General features: G+C 41.7%; 19 protein-coding genes and 1 tRNA gene. 7 read left to right on the top strand and 13 right to left on the bottom strand.

Translation table 11 applies throughout. The features are described from left to right. Window positions 1-84 precede the first annotated feature (84 nt). Complete coding sequence (locus tag MSG37_RS08475) at window positions 85-702, top strand: superinfection exclusion B family protein (RefSeq protein ID WP_248470156.1); 618 nt, start codon at window positions 85-87, stop codon at window positions 700-702. A gap of 77 nt (window positions 703-779) precedes the next feature. Here MSG37_RS08475 and MSG37_RS08470 read toward each other — a convergent pair whose 3' ends face one another. After that, window positions 780-914, bottom strand: coding sequence for a DUF3149 domain-containing protein (locus tag MSG37_RS08470; protein ID WP_012153859.1), 135 nt, complete (start codon window positions 912-914; stop codon window positions 780-782). A 337-nt stretch (window positions 915-1,251) separates the two neighbouring features. Between MSG37_RS08470 and MSG37_RS08465 the strand changes: the two genes are divergently transcribed. Then, window positions 1,252-1,336: transfer RNA gene (locus tag MSG37_RS08465), tRNA-Leu, on the top strand. Between the two features lie 216 nt (window positions 1,337-1,552). Here MSG37_RS08465 and MSG37_RS08460 read toward each other — a convergent pair. From MSG37_RS08460 to MSG37_RS08450, 3 genes are read right to left on the bottom strand one after another with little or no spacing between them, the layout of a single operon-like run. Next, window positions 1,553-2,071: a hypothetical protein gene (locus tag MSG37_RS08460; RefSeq protein ID WP_248470155.1), complete on the bottom strand. Its 519-nt coding sequence runs from the start codon at window positions 2,069-2,071 to the stop codon at window positions 1,553-1,555. Between the two features lie 4 nt (window positions 2,072-2,075). Next, window positions 2,076-4,295 (bottom strand): aldehyde ferredoxin oxidoreductase, encoded by a 2,220-nt coding sequence (locus MSG37_RS08455; protein WP_248470154.1) that lies wholly within the window; start codon window positions 4,293-4,295, stop codon window positions 2,076-2,078. A gap of 36 nt (window positions 4,296-4,331) precedes the next feature. Further along, window positions 4,332-4,973, bottom strand: a complete 642-nt coding sequence (locus MSG37_RS08450) for a 4Fe-4S dicluster domain-containing protein (RefSeq protein ID WP_248470153.1) — start codon at window positions 4,971-4,973, stop codon at window positions 4,332-4,334. 398 nt (window positions 4,974-5,371) lie between these two features. Here MSG37_RS08450 and MSG37_RS08445 point away from each other — a divergent pair, with 398 nt between their 5' ends. Together MSG37_RS08445 and MSG37_RS08440 are read left to right on the top strand one after the other, a co-directional pair. Continuing rightward, window positions 5,372-5,740, top strand: a complete 369-nt coding sequence (locus MSG37_RS08445; RefSeq protein WP_248470152.1) for a hypothetical protein — start codon at window positions 5,372-5,374, stop codon at window positions 5,738-5,740. An 18-nt stretch (window positions 5,741-5,758) separates the two neighbouring features. Then, window positions 5,759-6,136: a hypothetical protein gene (locus tag MSG37_RS08440; RefSeq protein WP_248470151.1), complete on the top strand. Its 378-nt coding sequence runs from the start codon at window positions 5,759-5,761 to the stop codon at window positions 6,134-6,136. Window positions 6,137-6,345: 209 nt separating this feature from the next. Here the strand turns inward: MSG37_RS08440 and MSG37_RS08435 are convergent, their stop codons facing one another. The 9 genes from MSG37_RS08435 to MSG37_RS08395 form a co-directional block, all read right to left on the bottom strand. Continuing rightward, a complete protein-coding gene (locus MSG37_RS08435; RefSeq protein ID WP_248470150.1) occupies window positions 6,346-7,479 on the bottom strand; it encodes a site-2 protease family protein in 1,134 nt (377 codons plus the stop codon). A 113-nt stretch (window positions 7,480-7,592) separates the two neighbouring features. Next, window positions 7,593-9,257, bottom strand: coding sequence for a FapA family protein (locus MSG37_RS08430; protein ID WP_248470148.1), 1,665 nt, complete (start codon window positions 9,255-9,257; stop codon window positions 7,593-7,595). Between the two features lie 178 nt (window positions 9,258-9,435). Beyond that, window positions 9,436-10,464, bottom strand: a complete 1,029-nt coding sequence (locus tag MSG37_RS08425; protein WP_248470147.1) for a class I SAM-dependent methyltransferase — start codon at window positions 10,462-10,464, stop codon at window positions 9,436-9,438. 159 nt (window positions 10,465-10,623) lie between these two features. Beyond that, a complete protein-coding gene (locus MSG37_RS08420) occupies window positions 10,624-11,883 on the bottom strand; it encodes an alkaline phosphatase (RefSeq protein WP_248470244.1) in 1,260 nt (419 codons plus the stop codon). A 59-nt stretch (window positions 11,884-11,942) separates the two neighbouring features. Further along, window positions 11,943-12,896 carry a glutathione synthase gene (gshB, locus tag MSG37_RS08415; RefSeq protein ID WP_248470146.1) on the bottom strand — a complete coding sequence of 318 codons (954 nt, stop codon included), beginning with the start codon at window positions 12,894-12,896 and terminating at the stop codon, window positions 11,943-11,945. Between the two features lie 151 nt (window positions 12,897-13,047). Then, window positions 13,048-13,779, bottom strand: coding sequence for a 16S rRNA (uracil(1498)-N(3))-methyltransferase (gene rsmE / locus MSG37_RS08410; protein ID WP_248470145.1), 732 nt, complete (start codon window positions 13,777-13,779; stop codon window positions 13,048-13,050). 13 nt (window positions 13,780-13,792) lie between these two features. Beyond that, the gene (locus MSG37_RS08405) at window positions 13,793-14,497 is read right to left on the bottom strand and encodes an endonuclease (RefSeq protein WP_248470243.1); all 705 of its coding nucleotides are present in this window, start codon (window positions 14,495-14,497) and stop codon (window positions 13,793-13,795) included. A 296-nt stretch (window positions 14,498-14,793) separates the two neighbouring features. Further along, window positions 14,794-15,351: a SprT family zinc-dependent metalloprotease gene (locus tag MSG37_RS08400; protein WP_248470144.1), complete on the bottom strand. Its 558-nt coding sequence runs from the start codon at window positions 15,349-15,351 to the stop codon at window positions 14,794-14,796. A gap of 106 nt (window positions 15,352-15,457) precedes the next feature. Then, window positions 15,458-16,576: a hypothetical protein gene (locus MSG37_RS08395; RefSeq protein ID WP_248470241.1), complete on the bottom strand. Its 1,119-nt coding sequence runs from the start codon at window positions 16,574-16,576 to the stop codon at window positions 15,458-15,460. A 409-nt stretch (window positions 16,577-16,985) separates the two neighbouring features. On the opposite strand from MSG37_RS08395, the gene MSG37_RS08390 reads away from it, so the two are divergent. From MSG37_RS08390 to MSG37_RS08380, 3 genes are all read left to right on the top strand, one after another. Then, window positions 16,986-18,320, top strand: coding sequence for a sigma-54 dependent transcriptional regulator (locus tag MSG37_RS08390; protein ID WP_248470143.1), 1,335 nt, complete (start codon window positions 16,986-16,988; stop codon window positions 18,318-18,320). A 194-nt stretch (window positions 18,321-18,514) separates the two neighbouring features. Next, on the top strand, window positions 18,515-19,120 hold the full coding sequence (locus MSG37_RS08385) for a hypothetical protein (RefSeq protein ID WP_248470142.1): 606 nt from the start codon (window positions 18,515-18,517) through the stop codon (window positions 19,118-19,120). Window positions 19,121-19,143: 23 nt separating this feature from the next. Next, on the top strand, window positions 19,144-20,238 hold the full coding sequence (locus tag MSG37_RS08380; RefSeq protein WP_248470140.1) for a hypothetical protein: 1,095 nt from the start codon (window positions 19,144-19,146) through the stop codon (window positions 20,236-20,238). The last annotated feature ends 16 nt before the right edge of the window (window positions 20,239-20,254 follow it).

Raw genomic sequence — 20,254 nt, 5'->3', positions numbered from 1 at the left:
CTTCTTAAAGTTTGATTGATGTTTTGGCATTATTATTGCTAATACCTAGTTAGGAACAGATTTCTGACACTGGGTAGACTAGGTATGCAAAACGTAGCTTTCAAATTCACTTCTTTAAAAATGATGTCGGCTAAAAAATTCTTTTTTACAACAATGCTATGGCTAGCTCTTGCCTGTGCAGCATTATTGTTTGCTCCTAACGCACTGCTTACTTCACTCAGCTTAAATGAGTTTTCACAACAATATGCACATTTTATTGGTTTGGGCTTAATTATTGGTGCCGCTTATTTATTGACGCAGATACTAAGTTATTTTCTTGATGAAGCTATTAGCTATTTAAGTGATAAGCGTTCAGTTGAAATCATTGAAGAAAAAGTCAAATTATTGGATCCAACCGAAAGAGCATTACTGCGAGAGTTTTTCTTGCAGGGAGAAACGATTTTAACTTTGCCTGAGCAAGAGCTGGCTGTGAAGAGCTTATTAAAAGCAGGCATTTTAGAGTGCATAGGCAATCAAAAGCATTATGCAATTCAAGCTTCGACTGCAGATTTTAAGATCTCAATGCGTGCCCGTGTTCATCTTAATCGCCAAGTGTTACGTTTCCCGGTCGGTGAGCCTAGTGCTGAAGAGATGAAGAATTTAATTAAAGCACGCCCGCACTTTGTGCATAGCTTTGCAGCGCCACGAAAGCAAGCCGCCTAATCTTAGTTTACGACCGATAAATTGTAGACAAAAAAATGGGGGCGATAGCCCCCTGCATTAGAAAGAATTACTCAAGATCAATTCTCGGGATCCGCAGACTTGGTATAGAACATCCACATCAGATATGAAATGATGCCAATAGTACTAAAGATAACGATCATCGAAAGCAAACCTATTGGGTTGCCAAACATCAAATCTAACCAGAATGCCATTTGCGAAATCCTCTTTCTTTTTAATTCCTAATCACAATACGCTGTAGGTGGTGGTGGTTTTTTGATCTGGGTCAAAAACGCTTTGAGTTATTAATTAATTGGGTGTTAGTTGTTAAGTAATATGGTGTTGATCACGTTTCGCTAATTTTTGATAAGCTGATGAGATCTACTAATTTGGCTAGCTGGTATGGAATGTGGGCGCACACTGACCGTTAAGCCTGAAAAATGCTCAGTTGAGTTAAAACACACAGTAAAGTGCTTGCCATTAGTTTCTCTGTAGGTATAATTCCGTTCACTTACTGAGGTCGAGCAGATTTAAGTAAGTGTTATTGATAATGCCTGAGTGGTGGAATTGGTAGACACGTCGGATTCAAAATCCGATTTCGAAAGAAGTGACGGTTCAAGTCCGTCCTCAGGTACCATTATCAACAAAGCAACCTGCCATCGAGCAGGTTTTTTTATGCCTGAAATTTGGGTATTAAGCGCCTATTAGACACTTAGTGATAAAAACTTTTTAAAGGGTGTAATAGAGCGACTATTTCTGAGTGAGTTCTTTTCGTTGGAAACTCGCAAAGTTTTTGCTGAATATTAAAAGGCTAGACATCGTGCCTAGCCATGATTTCGATAAGGTTAACGCATTATACCGACCACTCAAATGGATCATGGTTAGCTAAGACTTTAGCGTAGCTTGCTTTTATATGCATTGTCGAAAAATAGTGTCCTGTTCCATTCTCACTATGTTGATAGTTGATGTCAGCAAATTCAGGCATAGCCATAAATTGTTGAGGCAGGATATCTAGATCAGCTTTGGCAAGGTTATATGGAGCGTGAGTGAAATTGTCTTCGGGGACAAGCTCCCCTAACGCGGAATAGCGTCTAATATAATCAGCCATTGTCGCACTAACTTTATCTTCAGTTACACCTAACCATTGTTTTGCATAACTCTCTACAATATATCTATCTGAATAAAAGTAGCTGTCGATATCACCATGTATCAGCATAATATCTTGATATTTTGTTTCTTCGATAAGTTTTAAGTGTTCTGAATTTACATCATTGATTTCCAGTTCTAAGCCTGCAACAGCAATTAATTGGTTGGCCGTCGTTAGACGGCCGTGTTGGCTAAATAAACGGATAAAATCTACCAAAGGTTCCATATGTTTAGGCCGGTAGTAAGCCAAGGCTTTCTAGTTTGTCTGCAACATAGCCAAGTTTGAACTTTTCAAGTGTTGCGCGAGTAGGGGTTCCTGTTGCTTGATCCCAGCCCATTTCAGCATAGAAAAGATCTAGACCTAGTTGCATGTCTTCTCGACCCATCTTAATCGTGCCCTCATCTCCAAATACTTTATCTGGATCAAGATCATAGACCCATTCAGTTAATACGTCGTGTTTATTGCGCTGGTCAATTTCTTGCATTTGTAACACTGAAAGAGCTCTATGTAGTTGCAGAATTCCCTCTGCTTTATCATCCAATTCCTGTTCACTAGTTTGTATTCCTGTCACTAGACTAAACATTTGTGACTCGATGGAACTATCACCTTGGTAGTCTTTCTTTACATCGGGCGAAACAATAAGTGGGAACATCCAATTGCATAAAGTGAGTGAATCATGCAATACGTTTTTCACTAAGCACCATTTTGCAAATTTAGCTTTTGGTACATTCATTGGTTTATAGTGTTTAACTGGATCAAATGCACCAGCTCCCCACATTTTATCGGCCACCTCTGCAATCTTCCCATAAGGCAATCCGCAGTTAACTAAGTTGATGTGAGAATGGCATTGGGGATCTCGGTTAAATACAGTGTTTAGCAATGCGCCTACTTGTCCAGCAGTTTCGCTGGCGTGATGTGTTCCTCCAACCATTGAGCGGTTGAATACTTTTACACCTTTATCCAGAAATACACTGTAATTTTTACCCGTTAGACCATAAGCTGCATCACTTTCAAGATTAAATATTAGGCCAGCCATGCGCGGTGTTTCAATTCCGTCAAGAATGTCTTGGATATTGTAGAGTTCACCTTCTTCATTGATAAACTCATGTAAGCCTTTACCTAAAAATCGGCCTAAGACATTTGAGCCTTTATATTGCTTTCCTAAAGCTAAGCGTGTGTAAAAGTCCTCCATGAAGTGCGCATCAAGATCTTTTTGTTGTTGCCAATTAATGGCAGCAAATTCTTCAGCAGGTAGTAATTGCTTCCAAAAATCACGCGTAATAAATTCACGCATAACATGTGATAGCTGTCCGTACGCACTCCATACCCCATAATTATCCATGTAATAAGCGCCAACAGTTTGAATGTCTGTTCGCTTTTCAGAGTTTGCAGGCAATCCCATAACATACCAAGGATCTAAGAAGCCCATACAAGTATTTGAAATGTTATCAGTAGGTAATTTATATTCGGTCTTCATTTTTGGGTTTTTAACTTCACAGAAGCAGCGTATAGGGCAGGAATGGCAACCACCAGGTCGTTTAAATACTCTATTTGCTTCTTCACGGCCAAAATACATCTCAGCCATAGAAGTGCGCATACCAACTTTTTGGCGATCATCCCAAGGGGTTTCGCCCACATCTACAGGCTTGTCAGCTGCTCCCCATTTGACCCCAGGCCCGCCTCGCCAGCGGCTTATGCTAGAACTATATTCTGCCCAAGTTTGCGGTTGATGTGGCACGACACCTTGGTTATTTGCACCAATAATACCTAGAATATGATCATCTAATTTTCTTAGTTGTTCATTGTTAGCCACAACATTAACGACGCCAGTACCAATAATGCCAATAGCTTTAAGTTGTTTAGAGCCCAGAACTGCACCATGACCACCCGCAGAATGACCGCCCTGAGTTTGAATTGTTGACTGAGATACAAGGTTTTCACCAGCAGGACCAATTGCTGCTACCTGAGCTTGCTGTCCCATCATTTTACTAACAGCGGCAAAGGTATCAAACATCCCCTTTCCCCATAGTGAATCAGCTGGTTCTAGAGTGACTTTATCGTCAATTATTTTTAACCATACAGGCGTTGAAGACTTACCTTCAATAATTATTGCATCATAGCCTGCATATTTCATTTCTGGAGAAAAGTGTCCGCCAAAATGACCATCTGTAATTAAATGGTTTCTAATTACAGGACTTCTAGAAGTAATAGTCGTTCTTGCAGAACATATTGCACCTGAACCGCTTAATGGACCTGCTGAAATTACTAACCTATTTTCTTCATCCGTAGCGGTTATTCCGTCTTTATGGTTGTCCCATAATACTTTGTATCCTATTCCCATTCCGCCGATATAATTATGGTAGGTACTAGTTGGTTCTTTTTTTATAATATTGTTTGTGAGGTCTACACGTAAAATATATCCAGCCCAACCACCAAATTCTTTATTCATATATAAGGTCCTATAAAATTATGGAATTCAAATTAATTAAATTAGAGTTAAATACTTTTCGTGATGCTCAACTTCAGCTATTGCTTCTTCCCATGTATAGAACTTAATTGCACCTGTTGGACAAACTTCAGCGCAATTTGGCTTTCCTTCACAAAGGTCGCACTTTAAGGCTTTTTTAGTATTTTTATCTATTGTAATTACTTGTTGTGGACAGTTTTCTGCACAATAGCCGCAACCAATGCATAGCTCGTCGTCAACAATTCGAGCACCGGTTTTTTCATCGATATAAATAGCTTGTTGTGGGCAAGCTGCCATACAAATATTACATTGCCTACAGGTCTCTGGAACTACTGTGCCGTCTCCCTCTTCACCTCTTTGTTGGTGGAAGTTATCTTGTACTCCGTGGGGGCCGAAATTTAGATTCTTGGCGACTTTAATCCTTGCTGTATTAGGGCTTACCGCTGATATGCCATGACTCCAGCTACAAGCAATTTCACAGCGTCTGCAGCCAACGCAAAGTATTGGGTCAACAACCATTAATCCACCAGGTAAAACTTCAATAGTTGTATTGTCATCATCGCTACTACAGCCTGTGAGAAAGCTAACTAATGATCCACAATAAACAGTTCCGACAGCAACTTTCGCTCCATTGGCAAGCAGTGCTCTCCTTGTAATCATTTTGATTTCCTCTTAGTAATATAGATATTAAAGTTTTTATAACGATTATTTCTAAAAGGAGTATTTACTAACGAAAAAATAAACAAATTGATTGTGGTCACAATTACCCAATTGGTGGGGTTTATATTTGAAATGTAGGCGTTTAATCACAGGTCTAATTTTTCAATTTCTAGTAATTAGAATGTTTCGATTGATTGTGTTTTAAAATTAAGTCTAATAATTTTGCATGTTATTACCTTGGTTTTTGTGTTTTAATTTGTACGTTTAATTGAATTTGGTCACATAAATACATTTACTAGTTTATTAATGTTGGTTTTGTTGTGTTGATATAGTGTTCTTGTTTTTAAGCTGGCTTTGTGATTTTTTATATTATTAATTTAATTGTTGAGTGAATTAGGATGAACAATATAAGTTTTACCACTAGTTGGGGCGCTTTACTGACATTTACTCCACCAATGACAGTTGATGAAGTGCGGTTACTAGGAGTTGAATGTAAAGAATGGCAAGGGTATGCGGATTTAAGCCATAGTTCGGCAATTGAATTGGCACATAAGCGAGCCATGCGTTTACCTACATCTGCAGAGCTGTTTGAACTTCATTTATGGATTAATCAACAAAGTGAACATTGTTGGCCCCCGCATAACATTTATCGCTCCTCAACAAGTATTGCTGACGGGGAGCATTACTCTGTACGTTTAAAAAACGGTAAGTCCTACAGTGTTAATGATAGCTACTATGGGTTTGTTTCTTGTGTTTACGATTCATAATCAAACAGAGGTATAACTATGAATGAGATTATTTTTGAAACAAGTTGGGGGGAAAAGCTTTGTTTCTCTCCGCTTATATCTAAAGCTGTTGCGGACAAATTTGATATTGAGTCTGAAGAATGCCAAGGTTTTGCGGATATGAAGTTTCATAACGCTGCTAGTTTGGTTAGTCGATTAGGTAAGCGCTTACCTACTTCAACGGAATTGCATGAGTTGCATCTTTGGCTTACTAAGACATCTGATCGTAGTTGGCCTATTGGTGTTAATGCCATTTGGTCTTCCACAAAATCTAAAAATGGTTGTCATTGTTCGGTATTACTCTTTAATGCAAATTGTGATGCTGATAATGATAGCCGCCATTGTTTTGTATCATGCGTAAGCACGATAAATTATTGAATTTAATATTATATTTAAGTTTTTCACTGGAGATATTTATCGGATATGAAAGGGAGGGGGAGTAAATAGTTAGTCGTTATAGTCTTTGAGCTTTGAGTGGCTCCCTATGTTAGGTGTATTGATAAAAAGCGAAGGGAGCGAGGATTGTGCTAGCAGGTTTTGAGAGCCAATAGAATCTTCTAGAGGCTCAAAGTAGCATCTTTAAGACTTTAGCTCTTTAAGATCTCTAACGGCAATGCCAGCATTTGATCGCCACTTGCTGCAAAGTACCAGATGATGCCGATTAGTGCGCCAACAGTTAGGAAGTACCAAACGGCAGAGAAGATTTGACCGTATCTGTCTAGCGGTAACAGGTGGCTTTGGTGACGGGTTTTCCATTCAAATACGATTTCTGCACTACCAATCAATAGTAAGAAGCCGAGTAGGGCCAAACCAAGGGAGTAACTAATATAAACCCCGACCGCCGCACCTAAAATACATGCGATTAAGCCCATCACACTGTTCATTGAAAAGCTGATGCTCTTTAAAATATGGCCGCCATCAAGCGGTAATATAGGGAGCAGGTTGAATAGGTTTAATAAGGCATTAAAGGTGGCTAGGCCAGCAAAGAAGATATTGCCTGTGATCCAGTAAGCAATAAGCGATGCTATCGACATTAATAGGCCGAAGGTTGGCCCCATGATTGAAATCACCACATCTTGCCAGCGAGTATTAATTTTCTCGTCACTGAGCGCAAGGCCTCCCATAAATGGGATGAGGTAAATACCTTTAGTCTTCATGCCAAAATACTTCATTGCGCGAATATGGCCATACTCGTGGAAAACCAAGCAAGCAATTAACGCGAGTGCAAACTGAAATGAAAATAACCATGAGTAGGCTGCTACGCTAGCTCCGGCTAAAAGCACTTTAATTACCTTGGCGCTTTTCAGCAGTTTAAAACCAAGTGATGCTAAGCCGATAACGCTGAACTGTCTTTTCTCGGCAATCGCAACGGTTGGCGTTTGGCGTTCAATGTCTTTAGTCGTACGTTGGCCACTGGTGATTACTTCATCGTCTTTGAGTAAACGGTAATCGATGACAAAAGGTTGCCACTGTAAGTCGGTTTCTAAGGTGATTTTTATCGTTGGAGTGACGATAGCCTCTGCAGACTCAGTACCTTCAAAGTCTGCGGGAGTAGGTGCTTGGGTTGCCAGTTCAAAGGTATGGCTTTTTAGTCCTTCATTATCAGGGCTTGCTTGAATCACAGAGACTAAAGCATCGCCCCAATATAGTTGTTGCCAGCCTGCGAGTGAGCCTTCAAGGCGCAGCGGTTTCCCAAGGCAATCGATTTTCAATAATTCCACGTTTTATCTCTAAAGCGAAAAGTCACTTAATTATGCCGTGAATAGCCTGCGCATTGAAAGTCGAAAGCATACAAAAGGCCTATCGAGCCTGATGTACTGACAATAATTGACCATTAGTTGCTGTAATCGAAATAGATCTCTTGGTTTTTATTGTGGATATGACAAGGACCATGCTCTCTTTGTGTACGCTGAAAAACATTGCCGATATGGATTTCGACATTAGAATAAACGTGCTTGAGGGCGTGGACACAATAGCTTTTATAGTAGTTATCGACTTCAAGTTTTAGCGCGTCGTGCTCTAGTTCTTCTTGCGCTCTAATGGTTGCCATTCTGCGCTTTTCATCAAGCATTACGGTGACTTGCTCAACCATCATTGCATCGTCTTGCCATTGCTCTTTTGGTGGCAGCTTTCTTAATTGCGATTCAATATTTAGCATGGCAACGACCATGGACTTAATACTCTGATCCAGTTGCTTGAGCTGTGATTTGAGTTCACTGAGCTCCATGGCACAAAACACTTCAGTTTTGGTGTCTGCGGTAGCGCCAATGGCTACGGCTTGTATACCTTTATTGGCCTCTGCTTTGCCACCGACTAAATCGCCACGTCTGCCTGAAGAATCGCTAACAATAAGCTGTTGCCGAGTTTGGCTATGGCTGTGTAGCAGTTGTTTAGTTACCAAAATATTGGCCTGTGCCTGTAAGCGAGAATATTGCACAAACTGCGCACTAATCTGCCCTTGAGCGACTAACGTTGTTGATAGGCTTAGATCTTTTAATTGACGACCAATGACACCTTTACTGACGGTGATATCGCCTTTTGCATGCAGTGTGGCTGAATCGACAAAGCCCATTACAGTAATGTCGCCCGTACTTTTGACGACCATGCCTTCGCATACATCACCTGTGATTAAAATACTGCCTTTGAAATCGACGTTGCCATAGCCCACATCGACGTTTTTTATCTGCAGTACGTCATCAACTTGCATACCTGTTTTATTTTCAACAGGTTGACCTGCTACAGTGGCAATAAGTTGATTAGGGTTTTTAGGGTTGAGTTCCGTGCCTGAACCAGCTGCTAGTTTTAGATCTCTTCCGGGTTTAGCGATTAGCTTTTCACCATGAACGTTGTAGCCATCAGTCCCAGGTGTTGCCGGTGTTTTTTCAATTAATAAACTGCCCGGCTTGACCATTATCATTGCGCCAAGGTTACGCATATCAACAGTGCCATCACTGTTAGATTGTGGCTGTAATAAGCGCTCTCTTGCTAAAGATACTTTACGCTCTAACTTGGCTGCTATGCCGTTAATGGCTGCGCGGCCACTGGCAATAACGCCTGCGCAGCTTTTACCCGGAGCAAGTGTCGCAAACTCAGTTAGTAAGCTATCGATTTTGGCTTTACTTAGCCCCATGCTTATTCGTTGCAGTTTAAGGTTTTGCAAGATATCTCTGATATCAATACTCTTACCACCATAAGCGGCCGTGAGTTGCATGCTAGCTTGCATTTTATCATCGCTGATCTCAAAGCTAATAGCAGCATCACGTTTATCAGCAATTTCAAAAAATAGCTCTATATTGCCATCGGGTTGGTTATTTAGTTGATTAACTTGAATAACAGCTTGAGTGATTTGCGCTTGAAGGGGGAAGAGGTAAGCAAAGTCTGGCAGGGTTAATAATTGCTGCAGATCTTGCTCTGAAATCGGCCCATGTGTATTAGGGATGATTTTCAATTCGGCTTTTTGTTGATCATGACTTAGCTCTATGAGCCCAGGATGTAGCATCGAACACCTCTAGTATCTTTTATTGTTTTAAGAGATTGCTAATACCAATATAACCATATAAAAGGTGGGTAAAAAAGCTTCAAGCACAAATAGTGTGAATCAAATAAAACAAGCGATACTAGTCGCCTAAGTTGCTGATAGTGCCAACAACTAGGACGATAGGTAATAAGGGCGGTAATTAGGCTTTAGTGTTGCTATAAATTTTGTATTTGTTGTTTTCTGCAGCGACATTAACTGAACCGAAATATTCAGCTATGGTGTCTGAGTATGGTAGGTGACGATTTGCAACAATGTGAAATAAGCCGCCAGACTGCAAATTTTTAGCGCTGTCTTTAACAAAGGTGGTTGCGATATTAGTGGTGCTTGCTAAGCCATCGTGAAACGGTGGATTTGAGATAATACCATCATAGCGGTTATTGGTTTGCGTAAGTCCATCAGATGCAAAAACCTTGGCGCTAAAACCATTAGCAGCGAGGGTTAATTCACAAGAAGCTAAAGCCATCGCATTAATATCAACACAATCTATTTTTAACTCTGGCTGCACTTTTAATAATGCTGCGGCAATTACACCTGCACCGCAACCAAAGTCGAGCACTTTACCGCGCATCTTCGGTAAGTTTTCAAGTAGTAGCTGCGTGCCTTCATCAAGCTTTTTCTCGCTAAATACGCCAACTAGATTACAGATAGTAATTTGGCCTTGAGGCGTATCAAGTTGGTATTTACTTTGCCAGTCAGTAAGAGTTAACTTTGGTGCAGCGGCATTTAGCTCACTTAAAAATACTACACAGTGACGTGCGTTATCGGCTTTAAATGGCTTGTCAAAGTAGCTAGGGAGCTGTTTAGGCAGTGATTTGATACCACCTTTGTTTTCACCAACGACAATCAACTGGCCTTGAGATTTTAGGTGCTTTGCTGCCAAGTTAAATAGGTAAGGTGCTAACGCTTTAGCTTTAGGAAAATAAACAATAACTGTATCAAAGCTATCGTCATTAGGTAGTTGATGACCAAAGTGCAACGTTAAGTTTTTAGCTGCATAAGGCAACATCATCAAGTGGTGGTGATAATCTAATGCTAACCCGCATACACTGCTAGCAGTGTTGAGAAGTTCTTTTGGTAGGTGGTCACTTTCATAGTTAATGACCAATACAGATTGGTCTTTAACTAGTTCACTATTTCTGAGAAGGACTTGCGAAGCGTTGGTTAGCATGAGTTTTCAAGGTCGAGGTTTAATTGGCTGCAATTATACCGTAACGGCTTTGGAATGCGAATTTGATAATATCGAAGCTTGAGCAAAAAAAGACCGCTAAATTAGCGGCCTTATGAGTTTGTTCTGCACCTTGACTTACGCATAGCTTACATCGTTGTGCTATTTAGTCCGCGGTAGTAGGCTCATCATCTTTTCTGCAATATCGGTATTGTCTTGATTGCCTTTGAAAAGATCAGCTGCAGGGCCGGCTGCAAATACCTGCACATCGCCACCAGTGTGACCTGTTGTGGTCCAGCCGGTAAAGCTGCGGGTATCAATCAGCTGTTTTAAGCTAGTTTCCAATGCTTGTTTGCCTTGCATACGCGCATTGCTTAGTCGTTGTAATTCAGTGTCAGTGACTTCAAAACCAAGCTTGTCGTTAATGAGAGTTTGCCAGCTATCAATAGCAATGGCTTGCTCTGCAATACTTGCTGGGCTGGCTTTAATGCCCTGCAGTAGTTGGGTATCCCAAGCATATTCTCCGTTAGCACCAATAGATAAACCGCCGGTATTATGGTCGGCGGTTACCACCATTAAGGTGTCTGGATTGGCACGAACAAATTGCTCTACCACTTCAATAGCGTTGGCAAAACCATGCATTTCACCCATTGCCGTGGCGATATCATTATTGTGGCCAGCCCAGTCAATTAGGCTGCCTTCAACTAACAACACAAAGCCTTTGTCATTTTGTGACAATAAATCGAGTGCCTTTTGGGTCAGTAGGCTGAGCTGAGTAGATTCTTGCTTGTCGATAACCCAAGGTAATTGCACCTCGGCAAACAGTCCAAGCACTTTGCCTTGGGTGATGCTACTTAGCTGTGAAAAGTCATCAATGTGTTGATAACCTTTGGCTTTAAACTGTTCAAGCAGAGCCTCTGAAAAGTACTTTTGTCCACCGCCTAAAATGACATCAGCGTCAGAGTCTAAGTAACTTTTAGCTATTTCATCGTAATTGCGACGGCTTTCATTATGCGCTAAATAGGCCGCCGGCGTTGCATGGTTAACTTGCGAGGTAACAGCAACACCTGTTGCCATACCGCGCTCTTTAGCCATTTGCATTATGGTGGTTAACGGACGCTTGTTAACATCAACTGATATCGCGCCGTTATAACTTTTGACGCCGGTAGCTAATGCTGTTGCTGAGGCGGCTGAGTCGGTGACAAAGCCACTTTGTCTTGCCGGGTAGGTTGAAGCCATACCGACAAGTAACCTATCAAAAACTGTTTGCTCTATCTCTTCTGTGTCAGGGTTATTTTGGTAATAACGATATGCACTGGTATAGGCAGGCCCCATACCGTCACCCACCATGATAATCATGTTTTTAGGGCGCGACGGCGCATCATTAATATCGAGATTTGCCGCAGCAAATAGAGGTAACATAACTAGGGCGCTAATGGCCCAAGTTAATGTTTTTGTTAAGTTCATGCCGATTCCTTTGGCTAAGCTGTTTTATTTATACGGGCTTCAATAGCATCCATTAGCATGCCGGTGATATCCACATCGAATGCTGCTTGAATTTCCTTAATGCAAGTTGGGCTGGTAACGTTAATTTCAGTTAGCTTGTCACCAATAACATCAAGACCTACAAAAATCAGGCCGCGCTTTTTCAGCTCTGGTCCGATAGTGCGAGCGATATGCCAGTCAGAATCCGAAAGCGGTTGTGCTACTCCGCGACCACCTGCTGCTAAGTTACCGCGGGTTTCACCTTTTTGTGGAATACGCGCAAGCGAGTAAGGCACTGGTTCGCCGTCTACCACTAAAATCCGCTTATCACCTGCTGTGATATCCGGGATAAAGGCTTGTGCCATCGCGTATTGGGTCCCTTCTGCAGTAAGGGTTTCGATGATAACACCTAGGTTAGGGTCATCTTTTTTCACTCTAAAGATTGAGCTACCGCCCATGCCATCTAATGGCTTAAGGATGATGTCACCTTTAGCTTGATGGAAAGCACGAATTCGCTGCTCATCGCGGGTAACGATAGTTTCTGGGGTGAACTCAGAAAACCAAGCTGTAAAGAGTTTTTCGTTAGCATCACGTAGGCTTTGCGGCTTGTTTACAATCAAAACACCTTGTTCTTCTGCACGCTCTAGCATGTAAGTGGAGTAAACAAATTCGGTATCAAATGGTGGGTCTTTACGCATTAAAATAACGTCTAGATCGGCAAGAGGCGTATCGATAGCGTCTTCTAGCTGGTACCAGTTTTGTGGGTCGTCTTGAACAGTTAACGCGCTCATGGTCGCCATTGCCTGGCCGTTAACCATGGCGAGATCTTTCATCTCCATGTAGAAAAGCTGATAACCACGGGCCTGCGCGGCCATTAACATTGCAAAGCTAGAATCTTTCTTGATGTTGATGTCGCTGATGGGATCCATCACGATGCCGAGTTTAATCATGGAGCATTTCCTTATCTTATATTCGTTTCAACGATGAATATGGGGGCTATGTTGCCGGTTTTCCAGCGTTTAACCGATAAACTTTTACTAATATAGCGAGTGGCAAATCAATTAGGTATTTGCCACTGCCTGACAAGCGATTAATCAATCTCTAGCCGATATCACCGAATTTAAGCTGCAGCGCACTAATGGTGGTGAGCGCGGCTGTTTCAGTACGAAGCACTCGTGGACCAAGCAATACGTCGGTAAATTGATGTTCTTCTGTCATGGCGATTTCTGGGCCTGATAAGCCGCCTTCTGGGCCAATAACCAGTCTTACGCGATTGTTTGGTAGTGTTAAGCCGTTGACACCATGAGAAGCTCGTGGGTGCAAGTTAAGCTTCACGGCATCAGATTGTTCTGCGCACCAGTCTACTAATTGCATTGCAGGGCGCACAATTGGCACCACGCTGCGACCTGACTGCTCACAAGCGCTAATAACAATCTTTTGCCATTGCTGAATTTTCTTCTCTAAACGCTCGCCTGTTAGCTTTACACCACAGCGCTCTGAAAACAGAGGTGTAATAGTGTTAACACCCAGCTCGACCGACTTTTGAATGGTAAAGTCCATTCTGTCACCACGAGAGATCACTTGGCCTAAATGCAAGTTAAGTGGCGACTCACTATCGTTGGCCTCACAACTAAGGACCTTAACTTCAACGTTTTTCTTACTGGCACTGACAATTTCAGCAAGGTAATCATTACCATCGCCATTAAATAAGCTAACTTGCTCACCTGAAGCCATTCTTAATACGCGGCCTACGTGACCAGCCGCTTCTTCATCTAAAGCAACCGATTGGCCGACAGTTAATGTTGATTGTTGATAAATTCTTGGCACTCTCATGATGTTACAAGCCTTATTCTGCGTAAGTCGTTGAGTTATTTAGGCGCTGACACTGAGCTTGAACAAACTCATTGTGGTTGCCTTGTACTTTGGCAATCTCTTGGTCACGTCGACATTCCATAGTATCAACTGGGTAGGTTTTATCCCATGCTTTAAATAACTTTAATTGGCTGCTGGATATTTTCAATCCGTAAGCTTGTTGCATATAGAAATAGGTGCGAGCAATTTGGCCACGAGTATGGGCTGGTGGTTGTACTTTACGGCCTTTGAAATCAACAGTGAATTGGCACTCACCATATTGAGTTGGCTTGGCATTCCACTGACTAAAGCGATAGTTACTGCGGTCGCCGTTCACTTCGCCAATTGCAGGTACTAAATTGTGTAAATCTGATTCCATTTTTTTAAAGGTGCGATCTTTTCGGCCACAGTTTTTACGACCACCTTCTTGCCAGCAAAGTAGTTGATGACCGAACTCCCACGCCGGAACAACATGCTCCCATTCTATGCGTGAGGCGCGCACTTTTTGTTTACGAATTTCATAGCCACAAGTATCAAGCTCTGGGATCCATTTTTTGCCTTTTACTGTGATATCACAGCCGCAGTAAAAACTAGTTTGCGGCAGGTTATTGAGATAAATCTTACGTATATTTTTCTTCGCTTGGTTAAAGCTTTTTGCATGACCGGTTGAAGCATAAGTTGTTTGAGGTAACAGCCACATAAGGCCGAGCGCTACTGCGAGCACTTTGATAAATGACATCTAAAAAATCCCTAAAAAATATCGCGATGACGAAACGTATGTTCGTTTGGGCGGGATTGTAAGTGAGCAGCGCGTTAGCTGCAATGGTAGAGAGAGCTGCAAAGCGATTACCGCATTGTTTATTGTCATTTACGAATTCGTTATGACATGCGTTGGCTGTTTGCTCTTTTTGCCCGAGGTGCTTGAGATGGCTTAAATAGCGGTATTTATTCGATATTACTTAGGTACGAAACTTAGGTACTAGTAATGGTTCTGACTCAATTTGACTGTAACTGGCTGCCGCACTTACGACAGCGATATTGAGTTTCTCCTCGTAATACTTTGTTATGTCTGCGTACACTGAGCTTTATTGGCCCGCAAAGGCAAAAATAGTCAAAGGTTTTGCCTTCAACGGCTGTGGTATCAAAGCTATGGGTGGTGCGAGGTTGTAGGTTAAACACTTGCAGCATAAGGCTTTGCCACTCGCGGCCATGGGGTTTTACTCGACCAAAAACTTGTGCAGCGAGTAAGTGGCAAATTTCGTGTGGCACCACTTCATCAATAAAAGCTTGATGATTAGTTTTAAGTAAAGTGGCATTAAAGCGCAGCTTGTTTAGCTGCAAGTGAGCAGTGCCCGCACTTTTGCCTCTAAGCGCAAAATTGATCTCTGGCCTTGGAAAGGAGCGCTTAAGTTTCGTTTCGGCTATTTGATAACAACGTTCCACTTGCTGGGCGATCAGTTGCTGCTGCGGGTCGTTAAATGTCAAAGGTTGGCTGTTTTTTGCACTGGCAGGCGTATTAGTTCGCGATTTAAATGGATTAAGCGCTTTGAACATGAGTAATTAAATTGATTTGATGAAGCCTTATACGCATTCTAACTGAGCGCACAGAGGCTGACCAGTTGGGTCTGATCCAGCCTCAAAGATTTATTAATGTAGCGCTTTAAAGGGTTGCGGCCGCAGCCTTAACCATGTCTCTGACCTGATTGACTATATCGGTTTCAATTTTTGCATCGTAAGCTGCAATCCGTGGAGTATGGATATGGCCCACTGGAATGCTGCTATTAAATTGGTTTTTCAGCAATATAGCTCGGTATGAGATCTCATTAGATAAGTATCCGCCGCCAGAGCCTTCAACGGAAGTGGCGTTGGTTAGTTGCGCTAATGATTTGGCTTTAAATTCGCCTTGCTCCAAGGTTGATACAGTGTGGTTATCGATAACTTTCCATGGCCCTTGAACACTTTGCATAGCGTTAATTGGCAAAGAGAACTCGACAAATTCAGGCCCAGTTAACTTACTGCCGTTAAAAGGCGGGGCGATAGGGGCTTGTTTGTTTGCGCCTGTAAGCACATTGAGGTTATCTGGGGCCGCAGCACTGCGATTTAAGCCTGGAAAGCGTTCAATATCAAAATCTTCACGCCCCATACTCACAGTAAAAATCATATCTACACTGGTATCGCGATAAATGGGGGTGAGTAACGACTCAATCATGCCCTCATCGAAATCGGCAAAGCGAACAGGGATCATTACGGTTTCAATTTGCACTTGTTTGCCATTAACCTTAAAGCGATAACCATCAAGCGCTAAAGCGGTTAACCCAGAGGGGTTGCTTTGGTCGATATTTTTATCAAGAAAGAAAGGATCAAAGCCCGTTAGTAGGATTTTGATATCGTTATCAGTTTTAAAATCAATATCACTAAATCCACGAGACGACTTCTCTACGGCATCAACTAAAATATCACGCTGCCAAGCGGCTAATGCAAAGTTAGGCTGTTGAGTTTTAAGTTTTTCACGAATGGCTAAGCGGCTCCAATATAAAGAGCGGTCATCTTGATGGCCTGATTGCACATCACGCACGGCTTGTTGCCATAATCTTAAGCCTTGGTTGGCAACCATTTGGGTTATTTTAAGCTCATCAGAGTGACGGCTGTACTTGTCACTAAGCTGACTAACAAAAACTTGATAACGGTCAACGACTTCAGGTATGGCTTGTTTTGCTGTAGGTAGACGTGACTCTTCAACATCTAATTTTGCCCAAGCTGGTTGACATATTGCTGCCATGGCGAGAGTTGCGCTAAATAAAGCCGTATTAAAAACAGTCATTGTGGGTCCTTTCTAACGATGGGTACTGTATCAGTTACGGGTGAAGCCAACCCATAATTGGTGGCACTTTTTAACCTAAAATTTGCAGTTAAGTATGCCTGACAAGATGGATGATGAAAAGTTGTCCACTTTTAGGCAGAGCTAAGTAAATGATTAACCTTGAGTGTTAGCTTGATGGTTCAGATTTATGTTCTGATCAACAAACGTATGGCTGAGATCGTTACTATACTGTCATACACCGTAACAAGTGATGGCCTGAAGATATCTACTCGACCAAGTACATTGATATCTATGTGGTGCAATTCATACCTGATAAAGGCCGGTATTCACTCAGACGAATTAAACATCTAAGTCTAGGGAGTAGATGATGAAACGTGTCAGTATTATTGGCCAAAGTTATGACGACTTCTTATGTGAACAGTTAAAGCGTAGAGAAATATTTGCTGAATACTGTGCAGTTGATGAGCTAGAGCGCTTTAATTTTAGTTGTCATCTATTGTTACTCGATCTTCGATGCTTTGAACAAATCGTTTGGGCTGAGTCTGTGATCCGCAAGTTACATAAGCATACCTTGGTATTAGTGTTGATTGACCGGCAGCAGCTAAAGTGCGATTCCGTGCAGCAACTTATCGGTCAGCACGCGTGGGATTATCATACCGCCCCTTTTGAAATAGACAGACTTGCTCGCTTAATGGGCCATGCAATTGGTGTAATTCGGATTCGCCAACAATGCATGAAAGAGGGCGGAAGTAATACTAGTAATTCTGGCCCTGTAAACCCTGTAATGCGCTCTGCAGCCATGCAAATGCTATCAAAAAATATCAATCGAGCAGCCCCTACCGATATTCCTATTTTAGTTCGTGGTGAAAGTGGCACAGGTAAAGAGCTCATCGCCCGAAAAATTCATACCCAATCCTCTCGGGCTGACGGTCCATTTGTGGCTGTTAATTGTGGTTCGTTAATTTCAGGGGTTGTGCAATCAGAACTATTTGGCCATGAAAAAGGTGCATTTACCGGCGCGGTAGGTAGTCATAAAGGTAAAATATCACAAGCCGATGGTGGGACACTTTTTTTAGATGAAATTGGTGATCTACCGTTGGAGCAGCAAGTGAATTTACTGCGTTTTTTACAAGAAGGAACATTTGATACGGTTGGTGGTACGTGTGCGCAGTCATCGGATGTGCGCGTGGTTGCTGCGACCCATATTGATTTGGAGTTGGCGATTGAAAGAGGTGAATTTCGTTTAGATCTTTTTTACCGTCTTAACGGTATTACAATCGAATTACCTCCATTGAGAGAGCGAAAAGAAGACATCATTCCGTTGGCGAGTTATTTTTGTGAAAAGTATACTCACGAATACAATGTAGGCAAATGTCAGTTAAGTAAAGATGCTTGCTATGCCCTGTTAAAGCATGAGTGGGTAGGTAATGTGAGGGAACTTATCAATCGCATTAGAAGAGCGGTATTGTTATGCGAAAATGGATTAATTAAAACTCAAGATCTCGAGCTTAAAGAAGTCATAGTGCAGCCTTGTTTTGCCCAAGGCCTTAAAACGATAAAAGATGAAGTGGAAAAAAATGCTTTAGTTACCGCAATTCAAAAACATAACGGAAAAATGGACATTGTTGCTAGTGACTTACAGATCTCCCGTGCCACCTTGTATCGACTTATCGATAAGCATGAGATTTGTGCGGCTGAATAAATAATTTCTCAGTTTTGAGAATGCAGTAATTAATTATGAGTCTAATTAATTCAATGGGTTAACTTAAGACAGTCTCAGAAATGAGATTGTCTTTTTTTATGTGAAAATTAAGTCCATGAATTACTTTGTTTTTATTGTTTGGCGTGCTGTTTGCTACTTGTTTGACACGGTTTTGATGATAGTTAGAGTGTTGAATGAAGTTAAGCAATGTTCCAATGTACTTATGCCTATCCCTAGTAGGTTTTTCATCTGCTGTTTGGTCGGACAGTGATGCAAGTACGCTTACTCATCACATTGATAATCGCTCTACCGTAGGTACCAAGTCTTTTAGCAACAACACTGGACGTATCGCAATCAATCAGGCAGCTGGTGATAGCAACCTGCAATCAAATAGCCATGCTATTGCTGATCAAGTCATTATCTTATCGGATCAACAAAATCCTTACCTAAAACTGTTAGATGATCATACGGCATATAACCTTACTCATATTGAAGAACTTGCATTTGAAAATGCACAAGGGCTTGTCAGTATTAATCAGGTTAGTGGTCAAGGAAATATTCAAGCCAATCTTGGAGCTATCGCTCTACAGTCTGTGATTGGTTTAGGTCTTGATGATAACGCACTTGATAATATTGTAAGCCCCACCGCTTTGCCTCTCGAACGCAACGATACAAACCATGCAGTTATTGCTCCAGACAGTTTTGAAAATGCCCAAGGCATAGTTCAAATCAACCAAGTTTCTGGCGATGGCAACAGCGCCATAAATCAGTTCTCGCTGCAGTTACCTAGTGGGAATTAAATTGCTCAAATGGAGATATGAAAATGGAAATGAAAAAATTAACCCTAGTCATGTGTATCGGTGCGGCGATTAGTGCGCCAGCATTTGCTAACGGAAATGACTCTTCTGAGTCTAATTCTGAGTCGAACAGCTCTGTTGAATTGAAGAAAGAAGTAACCGTTAAAAAAGATGTGGAATTTTCAGGTAAAGTCAAGATAGACGGTGATATTCGAGTTAATGGATTAGGTATGGCAGTTGTCGATAATGTGCAGACTACTGGAGCCAATGGTGTTGGCAATTCATACGTAGAAAACTCAGCGAGCATCTCAGGCTCAGCGTTTAATAATGCCAGCGGTAATATTGGCGTTAACCAAGCTGCTGGTGACTATAATGTGCAAGGTAATTCGGCTGCATTAGCGTCAATAGACCAAAGCTTTGCTTTTGGTTCTGGTGATGCAGAGATCTTCAGTACTCAACGTGGATCATTTAATTTAACCAATAACTATGCAACAACCAATGATGCCAGCATTAAAGGTGATGCCTTTAAAGGTGCCTCAGGTAACATTGGGGTAAACATTGCTGCTGGTGGCAATAATATTCAAGCTAATAACATGGCTGCATCTGCACATAATGGTAGTTTAGGTGAAGCTAGTGTATCTAACTCGCAAGTCTCGGCCCATAACGGGATTAATAACGAAAGTGTTGTTCAAAACTCAGCAGAATCAGTAGAAGTTACTTTAGGTTTTGGTGCCATAGGCGGTTATAGCGGTACGTCTGAACAGACTGGTAGTTACTACCCTGAGATTTGGAGAGATGACGGTTCCCACGCTAACGGCGATGATGCTGAACTTTGGGGACATCTAGATATGGACGCTAATAATCCAACCGGAGATTCAGGTTTAACTTTTGAAGAGGAAGGTGTTATCGGTTTACTTGGTGTTGTAAGTGGTGAGCTACCTTTCTATATCGAGACAGTGACTCAAAAAACCACCAATACAGCATCTCTGAGCGGAAATGCTTTCCAAAATGCCTCAGGTAACATTGGCGTTAATATGGCATCTGGTAATGGTAATTTACAGTCAAATAACCTATCACTTACTAGTATGACCGGAGGAGCCATTGTTTCAGAAGCTCCTTAATCAACACTAACCATTA

This window comes from Shewanella sp. 1CM18E (assembly GCF_023161665.1).
Taxonomy (GTDB): Bacteria; Pseudomonadota; Gammaproteobacteria; order Enterobacterales; family Shewanellaceae; genus Shewanella.
Note: the sequence above shows the minus strand (reverse complement) of the source record. Positions and strands in the feature narration are given on the sequence as shown.